Genomic DNA, 20,543 nt, shown 5'->3' on the forward strand with positions numbered 1-20,543 from the left:
ATTAACTGAACGGTTTCCAACCTGTTAGCAAATTCGGGTAAGCTACTGATGTGGGGAAGATTTTCTGGAAACCAGTTTGACGCTCTTGGGGCTTTTCTTTGCTCATGTTCCAGAGGGATTCATAGAAAAAGAAAGAGACTCCGGCAAAATTGCGATCGCGGACTTTTTGCACTTGTGTCTGAATCTGTTGCATTGGTATAGATTTGTTTTTTAATCCAGCTAAAACGCCCACACTTACCGGAATATGCCTCTTTGCCACTTTCACTTCTGGATATTCTAATTCGCTGGTAAAAACATTCAAATCATCCCGATATATCTGCAAAACTAAGTCTTCAACAATTCCTAACCTTTCCCACTTCTGCCAGTCTGCTAAAAAGAAATTGTAGGAAAAACGTTGAGGATTAGGAGCAACGGAAACCAGGCAATCTTTTTTAGTAGCTTTGATGGTTTTGAATACCCGTTTCATAAACTCGGTGATTTTGTTAGCTCTCCAACTCACCCATTCTGGATTTTGAGAGTCTTTGGAGGGGGCTTTACCACGGTGTTCTTTTTTATAAAGTGCCACTGTATAAGCATCGTAGCCTAATTCTGATGGTAAGCCAAAATGGTCATCAAATTGAATACCATCGATATTGTAGTTTCTCACAATTTCAACGATTAAATCTTGAATAAATTGTTGGACTTCTGGGCGAAAGAGATTTAGCCAAACGCGATCATCCTTCCCATCTTTGACAATGCGAGTTCCATCCCTGCGGCTAGTGAGCCATTGGGGACGATTTTTAGCTAACAGAGAATCGGCTGGTGCCATGAAGCCAAATTCAAACCAGGGAATGACTGTTAACCCTTTTTGATGCCCCACATCAACAATTTCTTTGAGGATATCTCGCCCTTGCAATCCGGGTGTAGGATCAAGCGATCGCCCGATAACTTTGGCTGCAACTTTGCTAGGATACAATGTATATCCCCAATTCCAAACCGCCGGATATATTGTGTTAAAATTGAGTTCATCAAGGCGTTGCAAAGATCCCTTGAGGCGATCGCGCTCAAATAACACATCACTATCAATATTTGTTAACCAGACTCCCCTTAACTCAGATGTCGGCGTTGTCGGCAGATTAATTTGAGCATTCAAAGGGAATGATAGCATCACCGTAGCTACCACACTCAAGGTAACTATAGCGGCAAACAACCCAGACTTTCTGCTTTGGCGAATATTCCACCAAGAAGCAAACTCAACACACCACTTGAGAAATCTTTTCATCATTTGCTACAGACATTATCAAAATTATGAACAATTGGCATAAATAACGATCTCTTCGATTGTAAGTGTTAAAACAATTGCCATTTAACGAGTCGATTACAGCGTTTTATCAGGTAAATGAAGGGCACAGCAGTGCTGTGCCCTTCAAATTCATCTGTACCTCACGCCTGTTGCAATCTGCTGTATTTATTTTCAATGAGGCTTATTAAGTAAGTGGGTGTGAAAATTTATAACTATGTCATTGCGAACGGAGCGTAAAGCCTTCGGCATAGCTTCGCTTAACGCGGTAGCGTCTCGTAGAGATAGCGAAGTGAAGCATAAGTCCTTCGGACACGCTTCGCGAACGCAAGAGTTTAGGCAATTTTATATTTCGTTACATAGTTAGGTTTATTTGAGCCAACCTACTTAGTTGGACAAAAATATTTAGAGTCATTGCGAGCGAAGCGAAGCAATCCCAACCGCAAGCGAATTGCTTTATTACGCTTTGCTTCATTCGCAATGACATTGTGTAATTAATTCTGTCCAAGTACTTATTGAGCGCTGGCTGCGAGACGATTCCAGGCTTTGACTACTATATGTAAGCTTTTTGGCAGGTTATTTTTAGAAATATCGTTGTACTGAACCGTACCCTCTTGACTGGTAAGAGTGTAGGTGATGTAGTCAGCAGCACCGCTAGGGGCTGGGTAACTCAGATTTAAAAATTTATTAAATTTAGAACGTTCTAAAAATCTCTGAAATTGTTGCACCTGTTGCACAGAAATGCGGCGAACACTACGTTCCGAGTCATTAGCATCACCAATCCGCACGCGAATTAATCGCCCATCTTTGAGTAAAACAGTCTCATAAGTTCTGCCAGCAAAGCCACCACTGGAAATTTGCCGAAATACTACATCTCTATCTAATGGTGGCGGTAACTCGCTGGCTGGAATTTTCACAGGGGCTAGTGTCCCTTCGCTAGCCTTTTGATTCAGCTTAACTATAGAACCTGTTTGATTGGTATGATAAACCCAGTTTTGTTTGCCATTAGATACCACAATCAGCCAACCAGGAACTAATACTTGGGTACAGAGTTCATCAGATTGAGGCAGTTCCAAGCAACCATTGCGCCAAGTCTGTTGGTTATAATCAACAATTTGCAGTTGTCTGGTTGAAATTCCCTGTCTGCGGCTTAAATCTTGTAGTACCGCGTTAGCTACTGAAGATGGCAAGCGGTTTGGTTTAATATTATCTTTTAGAACTTCATTACTTGTTTGTAGCGATAAATTCGCAGAAGCCGCTTTAGCATCTTTGATAAGTGTTAAATCGCTAGTAACAGACAAAATTCCAGTCAAAATCAAAGCAGTGAGAATTCGCGCTTGATTGGTGTTAAAGTAGTCTTTCAGTATAAACTTCATATTAATATGGTGATGTTAGTCAAGAGTCATAGAGATCAAAAATAGTATCCAGCCACTGATAGACAATAAAATACATCATTTCAGCATTTTACCAGTTGAAATTAATTTAATATGTCTTTTGTAGAACAGATATAAAGACAGACGCTGCTGTACTGATTGTTTGTTCCTTATACAAATTCTGCATAAAAACCCATTCAATCAAAATTTCCTATAGTCCTACGACAATAAAGTAAGAACTTAGAAGCTCAGGCTTCATGATGATGAGAAGTTCTTTGGACAAGAGAATTCATAACTTTGTTTTGCAAAATAGCTTGCCAGAAACCCCTGCAAAGCTGTTTGCTTCACCTTGGTAAGCAAAAGTTCAATAAAAGTAAAAAGTAATTTTGAAAAATAATCCTACATAATCGCAGATGAGATTTGGCTCGGCTCAACCTAGCGGATACAAGATTTTGAAAATAATCCCAGGCAATATCTAAGCGCTCATGGCTTGCTGTTCAGATTCAATTAACTGATTATGAGGTATATCAAATCTAATAGTACTAGCTGCCCAGTCTTTAAAATCTGGCGCTAGCCAGACTAACTTGCGGAGAATTTCATCATTCACCCACAACACCAAGGGAAAGCGAAACTGTTTCCGAAACTCATCTCGCATAATATTGGTACTGATGATGAGTTGGTTGATTTCTAATACAGATTCTAAACCCCTTACCATCAAAGCTTCGGGTTGAGTAGCACCTATTGCATTTGTAATTGCTGTATACAATGTGTCAGTCGCAGGTGAGAGCAGGATTTCGTCGATATCTGCTGATGAAAATTCTGTTAACAGATTCAGCGCTTGCTGCTGCCTTTCAACAGAGTTACAACAAGCTAATATCAGTGAGAACTCCCCACCAGAAACCATCATCGCTCTTGACAGCCTCTTCGTGGCTGCTGTGCTGCTAACTGTGCCGTTTTCCGAACTACTTAAGCTGATCATTAAAAAATCCTGCTTTGAATTTTAAAATATCTGAGCAATATTCAGTTATTGTACCCTATCAATTTTTATTCAAAAGTGTTAATTGGGTAATTTGCATGAGGTTTTTCTGTAATACTACCCATCGACTGGTTAAGTGAGAATATCCTATATTATCCTACATTTATAATTTAAGACATAATGTAAAGGTAGCATTAAAATCATGTAAGCAAAAGATAATACAAGCTATAGGAAGCTGGTAGAGAATTAACAGTTTAATTATCACCATATTTTTATAGATTCTGACATCTACCATTGGTTAAGTAATTATTTTTTAATATAAAGTTAAAAAAATACTCAGTACAAGTTTAGCAACAAATATTGGGAAGTGGGATAAAAGTTAATTGGCTATGACTTATCTATCAAGCGATGCCTACGGTGGTAAACTACGCTCTTTTAGCTCAATAACTGGTGTTCAGAAGTTCAATATTCGAGTTTAGAAGTCGAATAATCGCTATTTTTACTTAACAATTCGTATTCAAAGGTGGAGCGATCGCATGGTTGGCTCAATCTTAGTCTGTCTTCTTGGGGAGCATCCCAATGAAAGCAAATTTACCAAATTAGAATGGTAAATTCATCTGGGAAATTCTGCACGTAACTGATTGACTACCCGATCTAGTCCCACGGAATGGGCGGCTTTAAATAATAAACGATCGCCTGTTTGCACAAATGTCTTTAACCTAGCCACTAACTCGGCATGAGTTGCAAAGCACTCCGATGGGATACCTTCAGCACTTTGAGCGATCGCTTCGGCATCTTCTCCATCCACTAAAACCAACAAACCGTCTAAATTCAAGTTTCGCACTGTTTCGCCCACTCGCTGGTGCAACTGCTGCGATCGCTCTCCCAATTCTTTCATTGCACCCAATACGGCAATCTTCCGCTTTCCGGGTGTCTCTGCCAATAATTGCAAAGCTGCTATCATTGCTTCTGGTGCAGCATTATAAGTTTCATCTAAGATTACCACATCATTGGCTAAGGTAAATCGTTGCGATCGTCCTGTGGGCATATCCACCATCACACCTACTTTGAGGCTTGCCCAATCGATTCCCAATACCTTTGCTACTGCTAAAGCTGCCAAAAAATTAGTCGCATTGTGACGACCAGGTAGAGGTAAAGGCAGTTGGATTCCCGCAACTTCCAGAGTTTCGTTATCAATTAACTGCCCTTGGATATCCCCACCAGAAAAGCCGTAAGTCAAAACTTCTCCGTGCCAAACTTTCGCTGCTGTGGTCATTAAGAGGGGATTATCGTGGTTGAGAATTGCCACACTATCAGCAGACATTTCCACTAATAACTCACATTTTGCCTCTGCGATCGCTTCTTCAGAACCCAGTAATTCAATATGTGCTGTCCCCACATTGGTAATTACTCCAATTGTTGGACGCGCTATTTGTGTCAGTTCGGCAATTTGTCCTCTACCCCGCATTGCCATTTCAATCACGGCGTAGTCATTTTCGGCATCAAGTTCTAGGAGAGTTTTCGGGACACCAATTTCGTTGTTGTAATTTCCATAAGTTTTGTGAACTCGTCCCTTGGTTGCTAAAACTGCGGCGATCAATTCTTTGGTGGTAGTTTTACCAACGGAACCTGTCACACCAATTACAGGAATATTAAAGCGATCGCGCCACCATCTGCCGATTTGTTGATATGCCTTGAGGGTATCTTTTACCCGTAATACTGGAAAACCAGGATTTTCGTATTCAAAATCTACAATTGCAGTTATTGCACCCTTTGCGATCGCAGTTGCCACAAATTCATGTCCATCAAACTTATCGCCTCGCAAAGCTAGAAATACTTCACCCGGCTTCAGGGTACGGCTATCTGTTTGTATACCCATACTTACTTGGGTTAAAGCAGTTTCAGATAAGTTCATCGGACTGGCTAAAAGAACTTCAACCAGTTGGGTTAGAGTCGCAGAACAACGCATAAATAATTTACAATTTAAAGTTTAAAATTATAAAATCGAATTATGACACAATACTGCATTAAAAATTCATAATTCATAATTCATAATTTATAATTATAATTTAACAATTCGCGCCTTTTTAGAATCAAATCAAAAAAGCGTGCTAAATAAATTAAGCTTCTTTGGCACGCTTATATTTAAGCTATTTATATAGTTTAATTAAGCATATATTTTATCGCTCTATCCCCGGTTTTTAATTAAGATTACTTGCATGATTTGCACTGCAATCTCACTAGAAACGCCCAAAGCTCGATATAGATCGTTTAAGAAGTTTTTTTCTTCTTCAGCTACAATACCTTCAGCCAGAACTAAATCAGTGGCTACTGCAAAGGCTACTTCTCGCAAGTCTTGAGACAGAGAATCTTTTGCTGCATCAAACAAGGCATTAAAACCATCGCCCTGGAGAATACCCAAGATTTTGTCAAACAGCCTGTTTATCATCTCACGAGGATAACCTTTAAAAAGTTTCATCCGAGATAGTACAAAGATGATACAATTCTCTTGCTCAACAGAAAGATAACCATCTGACGCTGTTGCCGCCAAAATAATAACAGCAAAAGCTTCCGCTGGATTTAGTGTTGCTTGGGTTTGGCTTTCCGTGCCCAACACAGCGTCGAATAGACCCATTCTATTAACTCCTTGGTTAGAGTCTCAATAGCGCTACAGTTACCTGTATGTATGGTAGATTTACAGGTAATACTGCAACGCCGTGAGACTTTCATGCTTTAGTATTCCCAAGATTTATCTATGGCGAACACTTGCACCCAATGGTTTTTGTCAATAAGTACATTGCCATCTATAAACTTAACGTTCTCCCGTCTTTTCTATTGTTTCAATTACTGCCAAACCTATACCAGAAGCTGCTATTAACAGTACTACTGATAGTAAATAGGCATTTGTCAGCATCCGTAGGGCTTCATCAAAAAAAATATAGGTGGTCATTGCTTCACCTTTGAAATTTTGTGCTGCTAGTACTTTTTATTTCTCCACACCCCGATGGGTGAATTTCGCTGAGAAACTGCTAGCAATTGCATCTTAACAAAACTTTAGCTCTTTCTGAACCCCATTCAAACTTTTTCTTTCTGAAAATTTGATGAATTTGACAAAATTAGTCATTGGGCATTGGGGAGACTGACTGTAACTTTCTCTCTGTTCTCATGGTCAAGAAACCTTTGCTTGCTCGATTTCTAGAATCTTTGCCTCTTCGATTTGTGTAAACTTTTGTCCAGCGATGAGAACTATAATCAACATTAATAAACTCGTCACCATGATCAGGCTGACCACGTTTGGATCATCGAAATTGCTTGTACCCACTAATAAAGCTGCGGCAAAATTCCGTTGGGCTGTTCCGACTCCTAGCACTCTTTGGGTATCGATACCAGGCCCGCCCAAAAGATAACCCACACTAAAGGAAAATACAATAAAGACGACACAAACAAGGATTGCACCGGTTTGTAATAAACTGACAATATCGTTGAAATGTATTACCAGCCTGACTACTAGACCTAAGAGTAATCCAATATTGGATAATTTTAAGACTATTGGCTGGAGAAAAAAGGCGATCGCTTCAAACTTGGCTTTGATAAATAACCCAATCGCTAACGGGCTTAACATCAAAAACAGCAAGGGTTTGGCAATGTCCCATGAGTTGACTTCCACGCCTTCCAAAACTAAGGGTAGTGCGATCGGCATATAGAAGATTGTGCCAAGCATTAGTAACATCATCAATCCTGTAGAGAAAGCGATATTACCTTTTACGATCTGCGCCAGTTTGGGTAAAGCCGGAGGCCCTGCTGCTATTGCCATGATGATGAAACCATCTTTCAAGGGTTCGCTCAGAGGTACTACTTGTAGAAGCAGATACACAAAAAGCGGTACGAGAATAAAATTTGCAACTAGGGACAAGATGACTAAACGAGTGTTGCGGAGTGGTTCCCAAATCTGCTGTACAGTTAGACGTAACCCAGTACCCAGCATGGTCGCAACAATGAATGTGAGGAATGCTAGCTTATCGATTAGTGAAAAGATTTCGTTCATAAGTCAATTTATATTTAACCCAGATGATCAATGTAGAGACGCGTTAGCAAAGCGGGACAAAGTCCAATTTTGCCTCTTGTATAATTAGGGCGGGCTTTTCAGCCCACCCCACAAGAAGTAGTTGAGTATTTTTTATTTGGAAATCCCTTACTTCACCTCAAGGCTGACTTGCTTTAAACTGCCAGTGAATGCAAAGGGGACTTGGTAGGATTCAACAACAGGAGTACCTGTATCTCGACCAACATCAAAGGTTTCGTCTAACGCCAAACGGTAAGCTATGGTTTTTTCAATTCGACCTTCAGCTACCTGTTTATCGTTAATTAATAGCTTGCCGATTCCACCCGCACCAACACCACCGCCGTCATACTCAAAATCAAATCGCACTGCTGATTTACCTGCGGGTAGTTTTTCAGATGACTGGATAATGTAACGAGCAGTATTTGCTAAGTTGTAGGCATAGGTTGGTTTACCATCCTCAATAAAAAAGCTCCAACCGGCAAATCTTCCCCCTTGAGTCAACAGGATACCTTCTGCGCCACTTTCTGGAATATCCACATCAGCTTTGATGCTGAAGGATCTGTTTTTGAGGTTTGGGGCGCTACCTTCGGGGATACTCACACCGGGATAATAAGTAAAGGTTGTGCGTCCTGCGGCTAGACTGGGACGATTGTTGACATCGAACCTTTGAAAAAGGCGATCGTCTAATGGTAAGACTTGATGTTTACGGGCTTCTGAGAGAAACAGCTTTTGCAGTTTTTCCAGCTTGTCTGGATTCTGTTCGGCTAAATTGTTGGCTTCGCTAAAATCTTCTTCAATGTTGTATAGTTCCCACGGATCTTGATCAAAGTTAGCAGCGACAGTACCTTGCCAAGGCAAACGCCGATGACGGGCAGCTGCAACCCATCCCTCATCATAAATGGCTCGATTTCCCAGCATCTCAAAATACTGAGTTTTGCGATGGGAGGGACTTTCGGGATTATCAAAGGTATAGACGAGGCTGGTACCTTCGATCGCTTGTTGTTTGACTCCATTAACTTTAGTCGGGGTAGTAATTCCAGCTGCTTCTAAGATGGTGGGTGCAACATCAATAACATGATGAAATTGGCTACGAAGTCCCCCTTGATCTTTGATCTGATCGCCCCAAGAAATTACCAAAGGATTACGAGTACCACCAAAGTGAGAAGCGATTTGCTTTGTCCATTGGAAAGGAGTATTTACCGCCCAAGCCCAAGCCGCCGGAAAATGGTTGAATGTCTTGGGACTCCCCAAGTCATTGTATGCAGCGAGGAGTTCTTGGAAATTTTCGGGTACGCCGTTGAAAACTTTTAGTTCATTAACGCTACCTGTTAAACCACCTTCTGCACTAGCACCGTTGTCTCCAGCGATATAAATTACTAAGGTGTTATCTAGTTCACCAAGTTGAGCGATCGCATCAATCAACCGTCCCACTTCATGGTCTGTATGACCCAAAAATCCGGCAAATACTTCTGCCATGTGAGCATAGAGTTTTTGCTCTTCTGCTGAGAGGGAATCCCAAGCTGGTAGTTCTTTCGGGCGAGGAGTCAGTAGGGCATTCTCAGGAATCACACCTAGTTGTTTCTGACGAGCAAAGGTTTCTTCTCGCAATTTATCCCATCCCTGAGCAAATTTGCCTTGATACTTGTCAATCCAAGCTTTGGGCGCGTGGTGAGGTGCGTGGGTTGCACCAGTAGCAAAATAGGTAAAGAAAGGTTTATCAGGAGCAATAGATTGTTGAGAGCGAATCCAGGCGATCGCATGGTCTACTAAGTCAGGGGTCAAGTGATAATCGGGATTATTCGCAGGTTTTTCGATCCGCTTGGTGTTTTCTACCAAAGCCGGACTCCACTGGTTAGTATCACCGCCCAGGAATCCATAAAAGTACTCGAATCCTAACCCTGTAGGCCAGCGATCAAAAGGGCCGGCGGCGCTGGTTTCATAGTCTGGGGTATTGTGCCATTTGCCGAAAGCAGCCGTGTTATAACCGTTTTGGCGTAACACTTCCGCGACAGTGGCGGCACTCTTAGGCAAGATAGTTGTATAGCCAGGATAGCCTGTTGCTAACTCGCTAACTACTCCTGTATTTACAGAATGGTGATTGCGCCCAGTCAACAAAGCTGCCCGTGTGGGTGAGCAAAGGGCTGTGGTGTGAAATTGGTTATAACGTAACCCTCTCTCAGCCAACCGAGTCAAATTAGGGGTTTCCACTGGGCCACCAAAGGTACTCGCTTGCCCAAAACCTACGTCATCTAACAAAATCAGCAGGACATTGGGGGCTGCTGCTGGCGCGGCGTTCACTTGTGGAAAATCCTGTTTTGATTCTTTGTAGGTGATGCCAATTTTCCCCTTGAAAGACTGTTCAGGAATTGGGAGAACCTTGGATGTGTCTGCTAGAGCGGGTTCGGTGACAGCAAGTAGAACTATGAGGACGTAAATGGCGATCGCACGCAAAACTAAAACTGTTGAATCGATGGGTGACATAAATATTTAAAAAATTTAAAAATCGAGCGAAACTTGAGCGAAAAATATTAGACCTCTTGCATAAGTCCAATAGACCCCCCTTAATCCCCCTTATAAAGGGGGGAAACTTGAAATCTTGCCCCCTCCCCTTCACACTACGGTGTATACACAAGTCTGAAATAGCTGATTAACCGAGGCTTTACCCCACCCTAACCCTCCCCTTATAAAGGGGAGGGAACTAGATTTCTTGTTTCCCCCCTTTATAAGGGGGGATTAAGGGGGGTGATTCGACTTGTGTGTACAACCATAGCCCCTTCACAAGGGGAGGGTTGGGGAGGGGTGATTCAAGGATTTTTGCAAGAGGTCAATTAACTTCACTGGGTAGTGGGGACGGATAATAGGGAATAATCTGCCCCCTGCCCCCTCAACTCAGATTCTTCACCAAGCGAAACCCAATATGAGTTGTCCCTGTATCGGGGGTTTGAGATTCTCGCGCGGCTGGACGAAAGCGGCTGCAATAGTTTGGGGCACATAGGTAAGAGCCTCCTTTAATAACGTGTAGGGCAATTTCTGTAGCTTTATTTGGGTCAAAACTTTCTTTTGGGCCTGTGGGATTTATCCGATGGGCTTTGCTGTTGTGTCCCAAACCAAACCAGTCGGAGGTCAATTCCCAGACGTTGCCGGTCATGTCGTAAAGACCATATCCATTGGGTGGAAAAGAGCCAATGGGAGCAGTACCGACATAACCATCAGCTTGCGTATTGAAAAAGGGAAAGATTCCTTGCCAGGTATTGGCTTTTTTCTCAGAATATTGATCGCCCCAGGCATAGGTTGCACCATCCAAGCCACCACGGGCAGCATATTCCCATTGGGCTTCGGTGGGTAACGATTTCTCTGCCCATTTAGCGTAGGCTGCGGCATCTTCGTAGGCGATGTGAACGACTGGATATTGAGATTTTGTAGCGATCGCGCTGTCGGGGCCAAAGGGATGCTGCCAATTTGCCCCAGGAGTCCAATACCACCAACTCAAAAAGGACACTTGTTTTGTGCCTGACTTGGCCATCTGAAACACTAAGGAACCTGGTAATCGCTGCTCATCTGGTAAGTTAGGAAACTGTTCCTTAGACAATGGACGCTCTGCAACTGTCACATATCCCGTTGCTTGGACAAACTTCGCAAATTGGGCGTTTGTTACCTCGTATTTGTCAATGCAGAAGGGAGTAACTGTTACATTCTCTGCCGATCGCTCTTCGACAAAATCAGAATTATCTGACCCCATCTTGAAACTGCCTTCTGGAATCAGCACCATCCCTTGAGGACAGTTGCTTTGTGTGATGTCAATCGTGACTGCGAATGCTGGACAGTTAATGAATAGAACGAAGAATAAGGTTATCAAACTTAGAAAACAACAATTTTTTACTGGCTTTGACATTTTGAAAACTACCATCTTAGATTTGCCAGTCACCGATTATAAATAGAATTTAAAATCTTCCCCAGATTTACAAAGTCTGTTTTAAAGCTCACTCTGACTTCAATGAAATAACTTTAAACTTCAGCTGATTTATAGTAAAAATATTAATCTGCAATAGCCTTGAGAATTACGCCCGTAATTCTCAAAGCTATATTTATTAACATTAGTTAAAAGAATAGTAATTGCTATTTTATTCCAATATTTTCTAAATTTATATCAATTATTTTTTTTTATCTTATTAACTACTTTAAATTTATCAATTTACAGTAGTTTAATCTTATATTGATAAACTACACCTTATCAAAAAATAAGTCAACAACTTTTTTAGAAGTTACGCAAAACCACAATCTGTGGGGGTAATTCATGAATTACCCCTACCTGAAAACCAGGGTTTTAGCTATTATTCGCACAAATCCTGTTTTTTTGAATTTAAGTTTGGTTAAACTAAACAACGCCCAATCGTCGCTACAACTGATTGAGAAAGAGTATCAAAGTCATAACCACCTTCTAAGCCAAACAGAATTTTACGAGTTAACCCTAGACAATAATCAGTAAATAAACCGTAGTCTTCTGGCTGCAAATTGATACTTGCTAAAGGATCGTCGGCATTGCCATCATAACCAGCACTCACAATCAGTAAATCCGCCTGAAAGTTGGCTAAAAACGGCACTACCTGTTTCTCAAATAGTGGCTGATATGTTGCAATATCACTACCAGGAGGTACTGGTAAATTTAATACATTATTATGAAAGCCGCATTCTGTCGCTCTCCCAGTACCGGGATAACATGGATATTGATGTAGAGAACAGTAGGCGATCCGTGCATCACTTTCAACGATCGCTTGCGTACCATTACCATGATGCACATCCCAATCGAGGATGGCGACGCGGCTAACTCCGGGTTGTTCGAGGGCAAAGAAAGCAGCGATCGCAGCATTAGAAAATAGACAAAAGCCCATCCCCGCATCACTTTCGGCATGATGTCCTGGGGGACGTGCTAATACAAAAGCTGGATTCGCCGACTTTAATACAGCCTCAACACCATCCAACCATGCACTAACTGCCAACAATGCCACATCATAACTCCGTGGGGAAACTGGTGTATCTCCATCCAAAGGGCCGCCGCCACTAGAAGCGATTTGCCAAAGTTTTCTGATGTAGGCTGGACTATGGGCTTTAACCAACATAGACATCAGTGATGGCTGTTCTGATACAGGTGTGGGCGATCGCCAGATAATTTTATCTGCGAATGTAGCTGCTTTTAGGGCATTAGCGATCGCTATCAAGCGTTCTGGTTTTTCAGGATGGTATTTTCCAGTCGTGTGATCTAAAAATTCGTCGGAATAGATGACTGGCAGCATAGGACAATTATAAAAAATAGAGCGGTAGGGCATTCCGTTCTTAAAGCAGCCTACACTGTACTGTACTCAGTCATTGTAGGAGTATGACACAGAAATGGAGGTATCAATCCCTATTTAATTGCGTTAGCGTAGGGGAGTCCCCGATGGTAATTACGAATTACGATAATTATTGTATCCTGACTGATACAAACAATTTTTCCTTGTAATAGTAGTCTGTTTCATTAATTCTTTTTACTTTTGCCTTGTTGTACTAGAGGGTTGGTCGTTTACTTTCGAGGATTTCTGTAGCTTTCTGTCCAGAAAGTGGACGGTAGAATACATAGCCCTGCACCTCCTCACAACCGATAGATTTCAAGAACTCCAATTGCTCTTCTGTTTCTACCCCTTCGGCTGTTAACTTCAATCCCAAACTGTGTCCCAAGGTAACTATGGCCTGGATAATATGAGCTACTTTGGAATCTGGCTTCAAATCTTTCATGAAAGACTGATCTATTTTTAGATTGTGGAGTGGCAAAAGCTGTAGGCGCGAGAGCGAGGAATGACCTGTACCAAAGTCATCAATGGAGATGTAAATACCCATCTGCTGTAGATCCTCTAGCACCGTTCTAGTAAAATCTAAATCCTCAATAGCCGTAGTTTCCATAATTTCTAATTCTAAAAAGTGCGGCTCCAGACCCGTTTGTTTTAAAACTGTGGCTATAATCTCCACCAGTTTGGGTTGGCGGAACTGCTTTAGAGAAAGATTAACAGCGATCTTTATTGGTGGAAATCCTGCATCTTGCCAGGTTTTATTTTGCATACAGGCTGTCCGCAACACCCATTCACCAATGGGGATAATTAATCCACTTTCTTCAGCAAGCGGAATGAAGACACTGGGTGCAACCAATCCCATTTCTGGATGCTGCCAGCGTAACAGAGCCTCCATACTAGTAATTTCTCCTGTGGCAATATTCACACGAGGCTGGTAGAATACCGTAAATTCTTTACGTTCTAGGGCATAACGCAAGCTCTTTTCTAAAGTCAAAAGTTCAGGATTCTTGGCGCTCAGAGAAACACTATAGAATTGGTAGTTATTCCGCCCTTTGTCTTTGGCATAGTATAAAGCAGTATCTGCGTGCTGAATTAGTGTTTCGGCATCAGGACTGTTGCTATCAAGCAATGCAATACCAAGGCTGGCAGTCACATAAAGTTCATGTCCTTGGAGATGGAAAGCATCTTCTAAGGCTTGTAAGATTCTGTACGCTACCTGCGTTACCTCTTCAATATCAGTGACTCGCGGGAGTAAGATCGTAAACTCATCACCTCCCCAACGGGCTATGGTGTCTCCGCCTCTGAGTAAATCTTGTAATCTTTGGGCAACGCTTTGTAACAATTGGTCTCCCAGTGTATGCCCTAGAGTGTCGTTAATGACCTTAAAGCGATCTAGATCGAGGAAAATGACAGCTAAACTTTCGCTATTGCGAGTGGCGTTAGGCAGAGTTTTACTGAGCAATTCATTAAATAGGAGGCGGTTGGGCAACCCTGTTAACAAGTCATGGAGGGCTTGATAGCGAATCTTTTCTTCTACTTGCTGACGCTGCCGTACACCAATAATACTGGCGGCCATTGTCAAAAGGCTAGATTCTTCGTGCTTTGACCAATGACGCTCAAAGGTGCAGTCTGCCAAGCCAAGGTATCCCCAGCAATCGTTCTCGAACCGGAGAGGCACTAGGAGAAGGGATTGAATGCCATCTCTAATTAGGAATTCTTGTTCGGCTATAGGAAATTTTTGGGTGAGTCCGCTAATCGACTGGCCACTAGAGAGAACAGCGTGCCAACGGGCTAATCCAGAACCTTGACATGGCTGATTCTGCCAAAGGTGGTGAGTAGATTTAATCAAAGATTGCGTCCATTCAAACCTTAAACTGACTGCAATTTCTCCTGTAGTCGGATGGGGATGGTTCTGAAAGAGATAGGCGCGATCTGCTTTAGCCGCTTCACCCAGTAAAGCTAAAGCTCGCTCGATACCAGATTCGTAATTCATTTCCCCTAGCAAATAGTTGGCGGCTTCGGCAACTGCTTGTAGCAAGCGATCGCGCTGACGCAATTCGGCTGTGGCTTGTTTTTGCTCCGTAATATCCCTAATAATAAAAGTTCTAATTAAATCACTTTCAGGAAGGTAGAGAACAGATTGTTCAAAAACTTCTGTACCTACTTCTACCTCGCGCACAAAAGAATTTTTTTCGAGATTTTTAACTGGATTCAGGAGTCCTGTTAAGATTGGATGTTGCGTTCCGACTTCCCTGAGTTTGGGAAACTTGAGAGCTGCGGCAGGATTAAGATAAGTCACTATTCCCTCAAAATCCATCTCAACAATTGGATTTGGGATGAGTTCAGGGATAGATGCTAGGCGAGCTAAGGCAGACTCACTAGCTGCTTCAAAGCTAGGATCGATAGCTAGGGTTTGAAAAGGATTGGCAGGACTGCCTTGCTCTGATAGGAAGCCAGATAAGTCTTCAACATCAAAAGATTCAGAAAATGCTTGCTCTGAAATATTGGAAATAGCATAATATTTGGCTTGAGCTTGATTACTTCCAAAGGCAATGGTATCTCCATTTCTGAGATTATGAGAAATGCATTTAGTGCCATTTACAAATAAGCCATTAGTACTTCCTTTACCCTTGTAGTTACCATCAATAATTTGAAAGCCATATTGGTCAGTTTCTGGAACAGTAACTCGCAATAAAATTGCATGTTGCATCGATACTGACCGGGAAACTAAGACGATAGTGTTTGCTGGATGTCGCCCCAGAGAATAAGTAGTCTCTCGCAAGGGGAAAGTTCGCCGCCCTTGCAGGTCTTTGATGACCAACAGATGGCGTATTTTTTCCCGCTCATTTCCTAACATGGCTGTTCCTCAAATTCTCATATATTTATGTCTTATTCTGAAAAGTACTACTCCTAGAAATGTAGCTTAAAAGTCTGAAATTCTAGGAAAATTTGCTCAATCAAAGTTGTCACCACCTACCTGCGATCGCAAAATTTGTATCAGGTTACAAACCAGTCCTTCTCTTAATGATTTACCTTCTTGAATAAGATGGCTAATTTTTCAATTAGTTTTGCAGTAGAAGTTCTAGCTGTTTTCTCGGCTCATTTAGACTTCCAAAAAATAAATTATCCATTCGGCTGTGTTGTGGCGTTAAGCCCAACGCACCCCTTATAGATAACAGATGCGTTACGCTGTCGCGATAACACACCTTACAACCACGAGCATTGGTTGGAATATTTTTTCACTAGAAGTCCCGGAGACAAGTTATAAACTTTGCCCCTTTGTCTAAATGATTTAACCTTGTCTTTCTTAGGATACCCAGAATAAAGTCAAACGCTGAATAGTAAATATAGTATATTTACTGATTTTTATTCTGAGTAGGAGTAAACTTAAAATTATATAAATGACCGGATTATTTTTATTTCTTAATGGCGCAAACCCTTATTGGCATTATCATAGCGTCTCATTGAATAAGCTTCTATTAGGCAAATAAAGGAGAATAAACCGCTCCCAAACCCATAAATTTTAAAAAGGGTTGTAAAGTAAACTAAAATACAGTCCGTTTTCTTGTAATGTTCTCTCATTTGAGTCAACTGATATTAAAGGAATGCCCCAGTCAAGACGAACAGTGAAGCGATCGCCTTGTGACCAACGCAACCCCAGACCAACAGCAGCTAAAGTATTAGGGTTGGGATTCTCTCTATTAGAACTATTCCAGCCAACACCAAAATCTACAAAAGGGACAGCCTGTAATGTGCCATTAATCTGGGGTAAGCGCAGAATCGGTACTTGAACTTCCGCAGAGACAAAAGTGCCATTATCCGTTAGCAGGTAATCTTGACGGTAGCCCCGAATACTATCTTGCCCACCTAAGCCAAATTGCTCTAAAGGCAAAAGTGTTCTAGATGCAAGTTGCGTATTTAAACGAAGTAACAATAAGGTTTCAGGAGCTAAAAGGCGTACCCACTGCGCTTGTCCTTGCCAAGCAAAAAAACGACTATCGGGAGCATTTTGATTAATTGTGGGATTTAAGATATCTATACCCAAACTAAATTGAGAGCGGAGGGCGATAACTTCACGGCTGTTACGAGAAGTCCATTCTTGAAAAAATCGGAATGCAGATACCTTGGTACGTCCCTGTCCATCAGCACCTAAACCGGGGAAAGGTAGTTGCTCTCCCAAAGGACTATAAGAGGCTTCACTTTCCCGGCGGGAGGCTGTCAACCCAAGAGCAAATTCTTGTGTAGGAGTTTGAACTATGGGCTGGCGAAATGTTACTTCGTAATAGCGAGAAGCCGATTGGATATCTAAAACGTTGAAAGGAGGTTCAATAACATTACTCGACGTAGTACCATAATTGAAGCTAAGTGTACCATTGCGGGGATTGAGTGGTAATGTGTAGCTCGCATCAAAGGAGTTGCTACCATCTGTATTAGTGTAAGCGACACCTAAATTATCCCCCAACCCCAATAAGTTAGCTTCATTCAATTGTAATCGGCGGCGAAAACTGCCAACACTTGGCGATCGCCCATTATCAAGAATTATTTGGCTAGTAAAGGTTTTTGCCTCACTAACCTTGACTTCTAAAAGACTCGAACCACTCCGCGATCCTGCTGAGAGTTCAGCAGAGACATTTTGAATCAAAGGATTAAGTTGCAATAGTTGTAGTGCTTCTAGTAGACGCTTCCTGTTCAGAGGCGCTGATGTAGCTATTGCTAGGCGGCTACGGACATAATTGGGATTTAAGCGCCGAGTTCCAGTTACCTTAATATCTTCTAATTTACCTTCGACCACCTGAATTTTGACAACGCCGGATTGGATTGTTTGGGGCGGGATATATGCACCAGAGGTAATATAATCATTTCTGACGTATAAATCGGTAATTTTAGAACGCGCTTGATACACTTCAGTCAGCGAAATCGGTCGTTTGGTAAATTCAGCAGTGACTTTGGCTAACTCTTCGGGACTGAAGACTGTGCTACCAACAACTTCAAACCGTTCAACAACAATAGTTTGAGGAAAATTGCCAATGGGTGGTTCATTAGGTATAGGTGTAGGTGCAGAGGGGGGAAATAGTTCTGCGGGTGGGGGAAGTGGCTGTGGTAGTTCAGGCGAGGGAAGTGGTGAAGGTATGGGTGGTTGTAAATCCTGTGGTGGTGGGAGTTTTTGTGATAAAACGAAGTTACTAGCTGGTAATTGTGTAGTATCAACAGCCTGAGCTTTCAATGGACTAGAAGATATACTGCTGAGTAGTATAAGCATACTCAACGGTAAGTGGGACACGATAAGATTCTGAGGATATTTATCAATCATCGCACTGGACTATTTTTTGTCAGTAATTATGGGATCGTACGGGGACTACTTCAGATGTGAATCTTACTGCATCTTTTGCTACTAAAGTTGATATCTTGGGCAATCTCAATTTAAAAGCCAAATTATCTAGTAGTTGCAGACTTCAAAATCTCGATTAGATATCTCCCAAAATGAATGTAGAGACGAAAATTTTCGCGTTTCTACATTCATGGGTAAGAAAGTTCGTAGTAAGGACTTCAGTCCTTGTTTTCTAAGCACTAAAGTGCTTACTACAAACTTTTCATTACTAGCTTGAAGCGATCTAGTTTTCCCTATTCCATATCCTTTTGCTGAAACATTCCCATCAATTTACGTTTCCGAGCGTGGGTTTGCATCAAGTTTTGCCGATAGCTTAACCAGTCAGCTTTCTTCCCAGATTCCAAGTAGGCAGTGCGTGCTTTTTTTAACCATTCAACTGCATAGTAGTAGTATTCTGCCTTACCTCCATCCATAATCTTTTCGGCACGGCGACGCGCATTAGCAATTACCCAAGTAGGATTGTGAGGGATAGCAGCATTCATGACGCGATGAATCAATTCTGAATAATCAGAACTGAGTTCATTAGCGATCGCAATTGCATCATCAATTAGTCCCTCATGCAAAAATATATCTACCTTGGCTGATTCTGTTCCCCAACCACTATAAGTACGGACAATTCTCAGCAAGTCTATTTTGACACTTTCCCAGTTTTCCCCAGCTAATTCTGCCATCCTTTCGTAGTCAACAAAAGAGGGCTTGACTTCAAAAGCCGCCTTGATTGCGAATAAAGCAACTTCACTATTACCCAACTCGACAGCTAAATCACTTGTCCAAATTCCCAATTCGTACTGACAATTACCCGGTAAATTTAACCCACTCTGGGCTATATCTAGTGCTTGCTGTAATGCTTTTTGTTCGCTGAGTGCTTTTGCTAGGGCAAAAGCCTCTTCCATTGAGTTCATCTGAGTTTGAGCAGCATCAATTGCTTCTTCCACCCTACCCAAACGCCCCAACATTGTGAGATAGTGCTGGGTTTGTCCTTCTGCTTCTGCTAAATAGAGGTATTCTTGGTAACGTTCCTGACGTTCGAGAATTTTTAGCCGAATTAGTGCCAAATCATCTGCATAGTCTGGCACGTCTTCTTCCCAAGCTCCCCTTTCGGTAATATTACCTTGGAGAACTTGCACTAGGGGCGGATAATCCCAACCTTGACGTAAAGCTTCCATAACTAGGCCAAAATCAGCATTCCACTCATCTTGCCAAGCCTCCAAATTGATTTGGATATCAACTTTTTCTTCTGGGGTGAGTTCAGCAGTAAGAATTGCTTCACACCAAGCCTGATTTAATTCCCCAACAATTTCATCATTTTCAGCGCCATAATCTGCTATGTCGTCCCAATTTTCTACACAAGTAAAGGTAATCGCATCTAAAATTGCGATCGCATTTTCCCCCTCTCCCCGTTCGCTAAAAGCTACCGCAGTTTGCACCACACTCAGTAAATCTTCGGCAATTGGGTCTTCTTCACACCCCTCCTCAAAAAAGCGCACAGCATCCCGGATAATCTGCCGGACTTGTCGCCGAAAAGCAGCCGGATCGATAGTAAGGCGGCGCACGGATTTTATGGTTGTTTGCTCGACAATCGGATGCGTCATCCAACCTACATATCGGTCAATCGCCTCAATGAGTGGTGGGTATTCTTTTACTAACTCTTGCAGCAACCTTTGGGTTTGGATAGGATCCAAGCGATCGAGTAGTTGTTCTATGGTGGGGCGCTGCTCAATATTTTCTGAGTCACGGGCACAGACAAGCATCGTCGCGACAATGTGTTTGCACCACCCGTCAAAGTTGTAGGCACAGGTGCAGTTTGCTGAGGTTAACCCACTGCTATCGAAACTCAAATTGACATGATAAGGTCTTGCCTCAGTACCTGAGACTTCAGCCTGAAGCAGATGACCACGTTGGGTAACAGCATGAACAGCACCAGCCTCATAGTATGCCTCGCCGCGTTGAAAAGATTTGGTATTGGCATGACGGCGGATAGTAAATTCAGTAATTTGGGGAATAGACATCGAGCGATCGCCTGTGTAAATCCTCTGGATCAATCCTAAATCCAGCTTAGGTGTTAGCGATCGTGCTGTAAAGTCATTAGGAATAGGGCATGGGGCATTGGTTATTTATTCTCTTTGTCCACCTCATCTCCCA

13 protein-coding genes are annotated in these 20,543 nt (G+C 42.1%); all 13 read right to left on the minus strand.

The window, feature by feature from the left end; genetic code table 11:
• Position 1 precedes the first annotated feature (1 nt).
• The gene (locus tag GTQ43_RS10635; RefSeq protein WP_265273729.1) at positions 2 to 1,261 is read right to left on the minus strand and encodes a glycoside hydrolase family 10 protein; all 1,260 of its coding nucleotides are present in this window, start codon (positions 1,259 to 1,261) and stop codon (positions 2 to 4) included.
• Between the two features lie 530 nt (positions 1,262 to 1,791).
• The gene (locus GTQ43_RS10640; RefSeq protein ID WP_265272576.1) at positions 1,792 to 2,655 is read right to left on the minus strand and encodes a hypothetical protein; all 864 of its coding nucleotides are present in this window, start codon (positions 2,653 to 2,655) and stop codon (positions 1,792 to 1,794) included.
• A gap of 472 nt (positions 2,656 to 3,127) precedes the next feature.
• The gene (locus GTQ43_RS10645) at positions 3,128 to 3,631 is read right to left on the minus strand and encodes a hypothetical protein (protein ID WP_265272577.1); all 504 of its coding nucleotides are present in this window, start codon (positions 3,629 to 3,631) and stop codon (positions 3,128 to 3,130) included.
• A 610-nt stretch (positions 3,632 to 4,241) separates the two neighbouring features.
• Entirely contained in the window at positions 4,242 to 5,597 is a 1,356-nt protein-coding gene (locus GTQ43_RS10650; RefSeq protein ID WP_265272578.1) for a UDP-N-acetylmuramoyl-tripeptide--D-alanyl-D-alanine ligase, read from the minus strand.
• Between the two features lie 219 nt (positions 5,598 to 5,816).
• Entirely contained in the window at positions 5,817 to 6,263 is a 447-nt protein-coding gene (locus tag GTQ43_RS10655; RefSeq protein WP_265272579.1) for a tellurite resistance TerB family protein, read from the minus strand.
• A 177-nt stretch (positions 6,264 to 6,440) separates the two neighbouring features.
• A complete protein-coding gene (locus tag GTQ43_RS10660) occupies positions 6,441 to 6,578 on the minus strand; it encodes a hypothetical protein (protein WP_265272580.1) in 138 nt (45 codons plus the stop codon).
• A 219-nt stretch (positions 6,579 to 6,797) separates the two neighbouring features.
• On the minus strand, positions 6,798 to 7,673 hold the full coding sequence (locus tag GTQ43_RS10665) for a bile acid:sodium symporter family protein (RefSeq protein ID WP_265272581.1): 876 nt from the start codon (positions 7,671 to 7,673) through the stop codon (positions 6,798 to 6,800).
• A 147-nt stretch (positions 7,674 to 7,820) separates the two neighbouring features.
• Positions 7,821 to 10,172, minus strand: coding sequence for an arylsulfatase (locus GTQ43_RS10670; protein ID WP_265272582.1), 2,352 nt, complete (start codon positions 10,170 to 10,172; stop codon positions 7,821 to 7,823).
• A gap of 403 nt (positions 10,173 to 10,575) precedes the next feature.
• On the minus strand, positions 10,576 to 11,583 hold the full coding sequence (locus GTQ43_RS10675; protein ID WP_265272583.1) for a formylglycine-generating enzyme family protein: 1,008 nt from the start codon (positions 11,581 to 11,583) through the stop codon (positions 10,576 to 10,578).
• 478 nt (positions 11,584 to 12,061) lie between these two features.
• The gene (locus GTQ43_RS10680) at positions 12,062 to 12,982 is read right to left on the minus strand and encodes a histone deacetylase family protein (protein ID WP_265273730.1); all 921 of its coding nucleotides are present in this window, start codon (positions 12,980 to 12,982) and stop codon (positions 12,062 to 12,064) included.
• Between the two features lie 250 nt (positions 12,983 to 13,232).
• The gene (locus GTQ43_RS10685; RefSeq protein WP_265272584.1) at positions 13,233 to 15,869 is read right to left on the minus strand and encodes an EAL domain-containing protein; all 2,637 of its coding nucleotides are present in this window, start codon (positions 15,867 to 15,869) and stop codon (positions 13,233 to 13,235) included.
• Between the two features lie 666 nt (positions 15,870 to 16,535).
• The gene (locus GTQ43_RS10690; protein WP_265272585.1) at positions 16,536 to 18,323 is read right to left on the minus strand and encodes a ShlB/FhaC/HecB family hemolysin secretion/activation protein; all 1,788 of its coding nucleotides are present in this window, start codon (positions 18,321 to 18,323) and stop codon (positions 16,536 to 16,538) included.
• 311 nt (positions 18,324 to 18,634) lie between these two features.
• Positions 18,635 to 20,410 (minus strand): SWIM zinc finger family protein, encoded by a 1,776-nt coding sequence (locus GTQ43_RS10695; RefSeq protein ID WP_265273731.1) that lies wholly within the window; start codon positions 20,408 to 20,410, stop codon positions 18,635 to 18,637.
• Positions 20,411 to 20,543: the final 133 nt, after the last annotated feature.

The sequence above is a fragment of the Nostoc sp. KVJ3 genome (genome assembly GCF_026127265.1).
In the GTDB taxonomy this organism is placed as follows: Bacteria; Cyanobacteriota; Cyanobacteriia; order Cyanobacteriales; family Nostocaceae; genus Nostoc.

Bases quoted from the DNA above. Each gene is read 5' to 3' on its own strand.
- GTQ43_RS10635 (WP_265273729.1), bottom strand. From the start codon at position 1,261: ATGAAAAGATTTCTCAAGTGGTGTGTTGAGTTTGCTTCTTGGTGGAAT.
- GTQ43_RS10640 (WP_265272576.1), bottom strand. From the start codon at position 2,655: ATGAAGTTTATACTGAAAGACTACTTTAACACCAATCAAGCGCGAATT.
- GTQ43_RS10645 (WP_265272577.1), bottom strand. From the start codon at position 3,631: ATGATCAGCTTAAGTAGTTCGGAAAACGGCACAGTTAGCAGCACAGCA.
- GTQ43_RS10650 (WP_265272578.1), bottom strand. From the start codon at position 5,597: ATGCGTTGTTCTGCGACTCTAACCCAACTGGTTGAAGTTCTTTTAGCC.
- GTQ43_RS10655 (WP_265272579.1), bottom strand. From the start codon at position 6,263: ATGGGTCTATTCGACGCTGTGTTGGGCACGGAAAGCCAAACCCAAGCA.
- GTQ43_RS10660 (WP_265272580.1), bottom strand. From the start codon at position 6,578: ATGACCACCTATATTTTTTTTGATGAAGCCCTACGGATGCTGACAAAT.
- GTQ43_RS10665 (WP_265272581.1), bottom strand. From the start codon at position 7,673: ATGAACGAAATCTTTTCACTAATCGATAAGCTAGCATTCCTCACATTC.
- GTQ43_RS10670 (WP_265272582.1), bottom strand. From the start codon at position 10,172: ATGTCACCCATCGATTCAACAGTTTTAGTTTTGCGTGCGATCGCCATT.
- GTQ43_RS10675 (WP_265272583.1), bottom strand. From the start codon at position 11,583: ATGTCAAAGCCAGTAAAAAATTGTTGTTTTCTAAGTTTGATAACCTTA.
- GTQ43_RS10680 (WP_265273730.1), bottom strand. From the start codon at position 12,982: ATGCTGCCAGTCATCTATTCCGACGAATTTTTAGATCACACGACTGGA.
- GTQ43_RS10685 (WP_265272584.1), bottom strand. From the start codon at position 15,869: ATGTTAGGAAATGAGCGGGAAAAAATACGCCATCTGTTGGTCATCAAA.
- GTQ43_RS10690 (WP_265272585.1), bottom strand. From the start codon at position 18,323: ATGATTGATAAATATCCTCAGAATCTTATCGTGTCCCACTTACCGTTG.
- GTQ43_RS10695 (WP_265273731.1), bottom strand. From the start codon at position 20,410: ATGTCTATTCCCCAAATTACTGAATTTACTATCCGCCGTCATGCCAAT.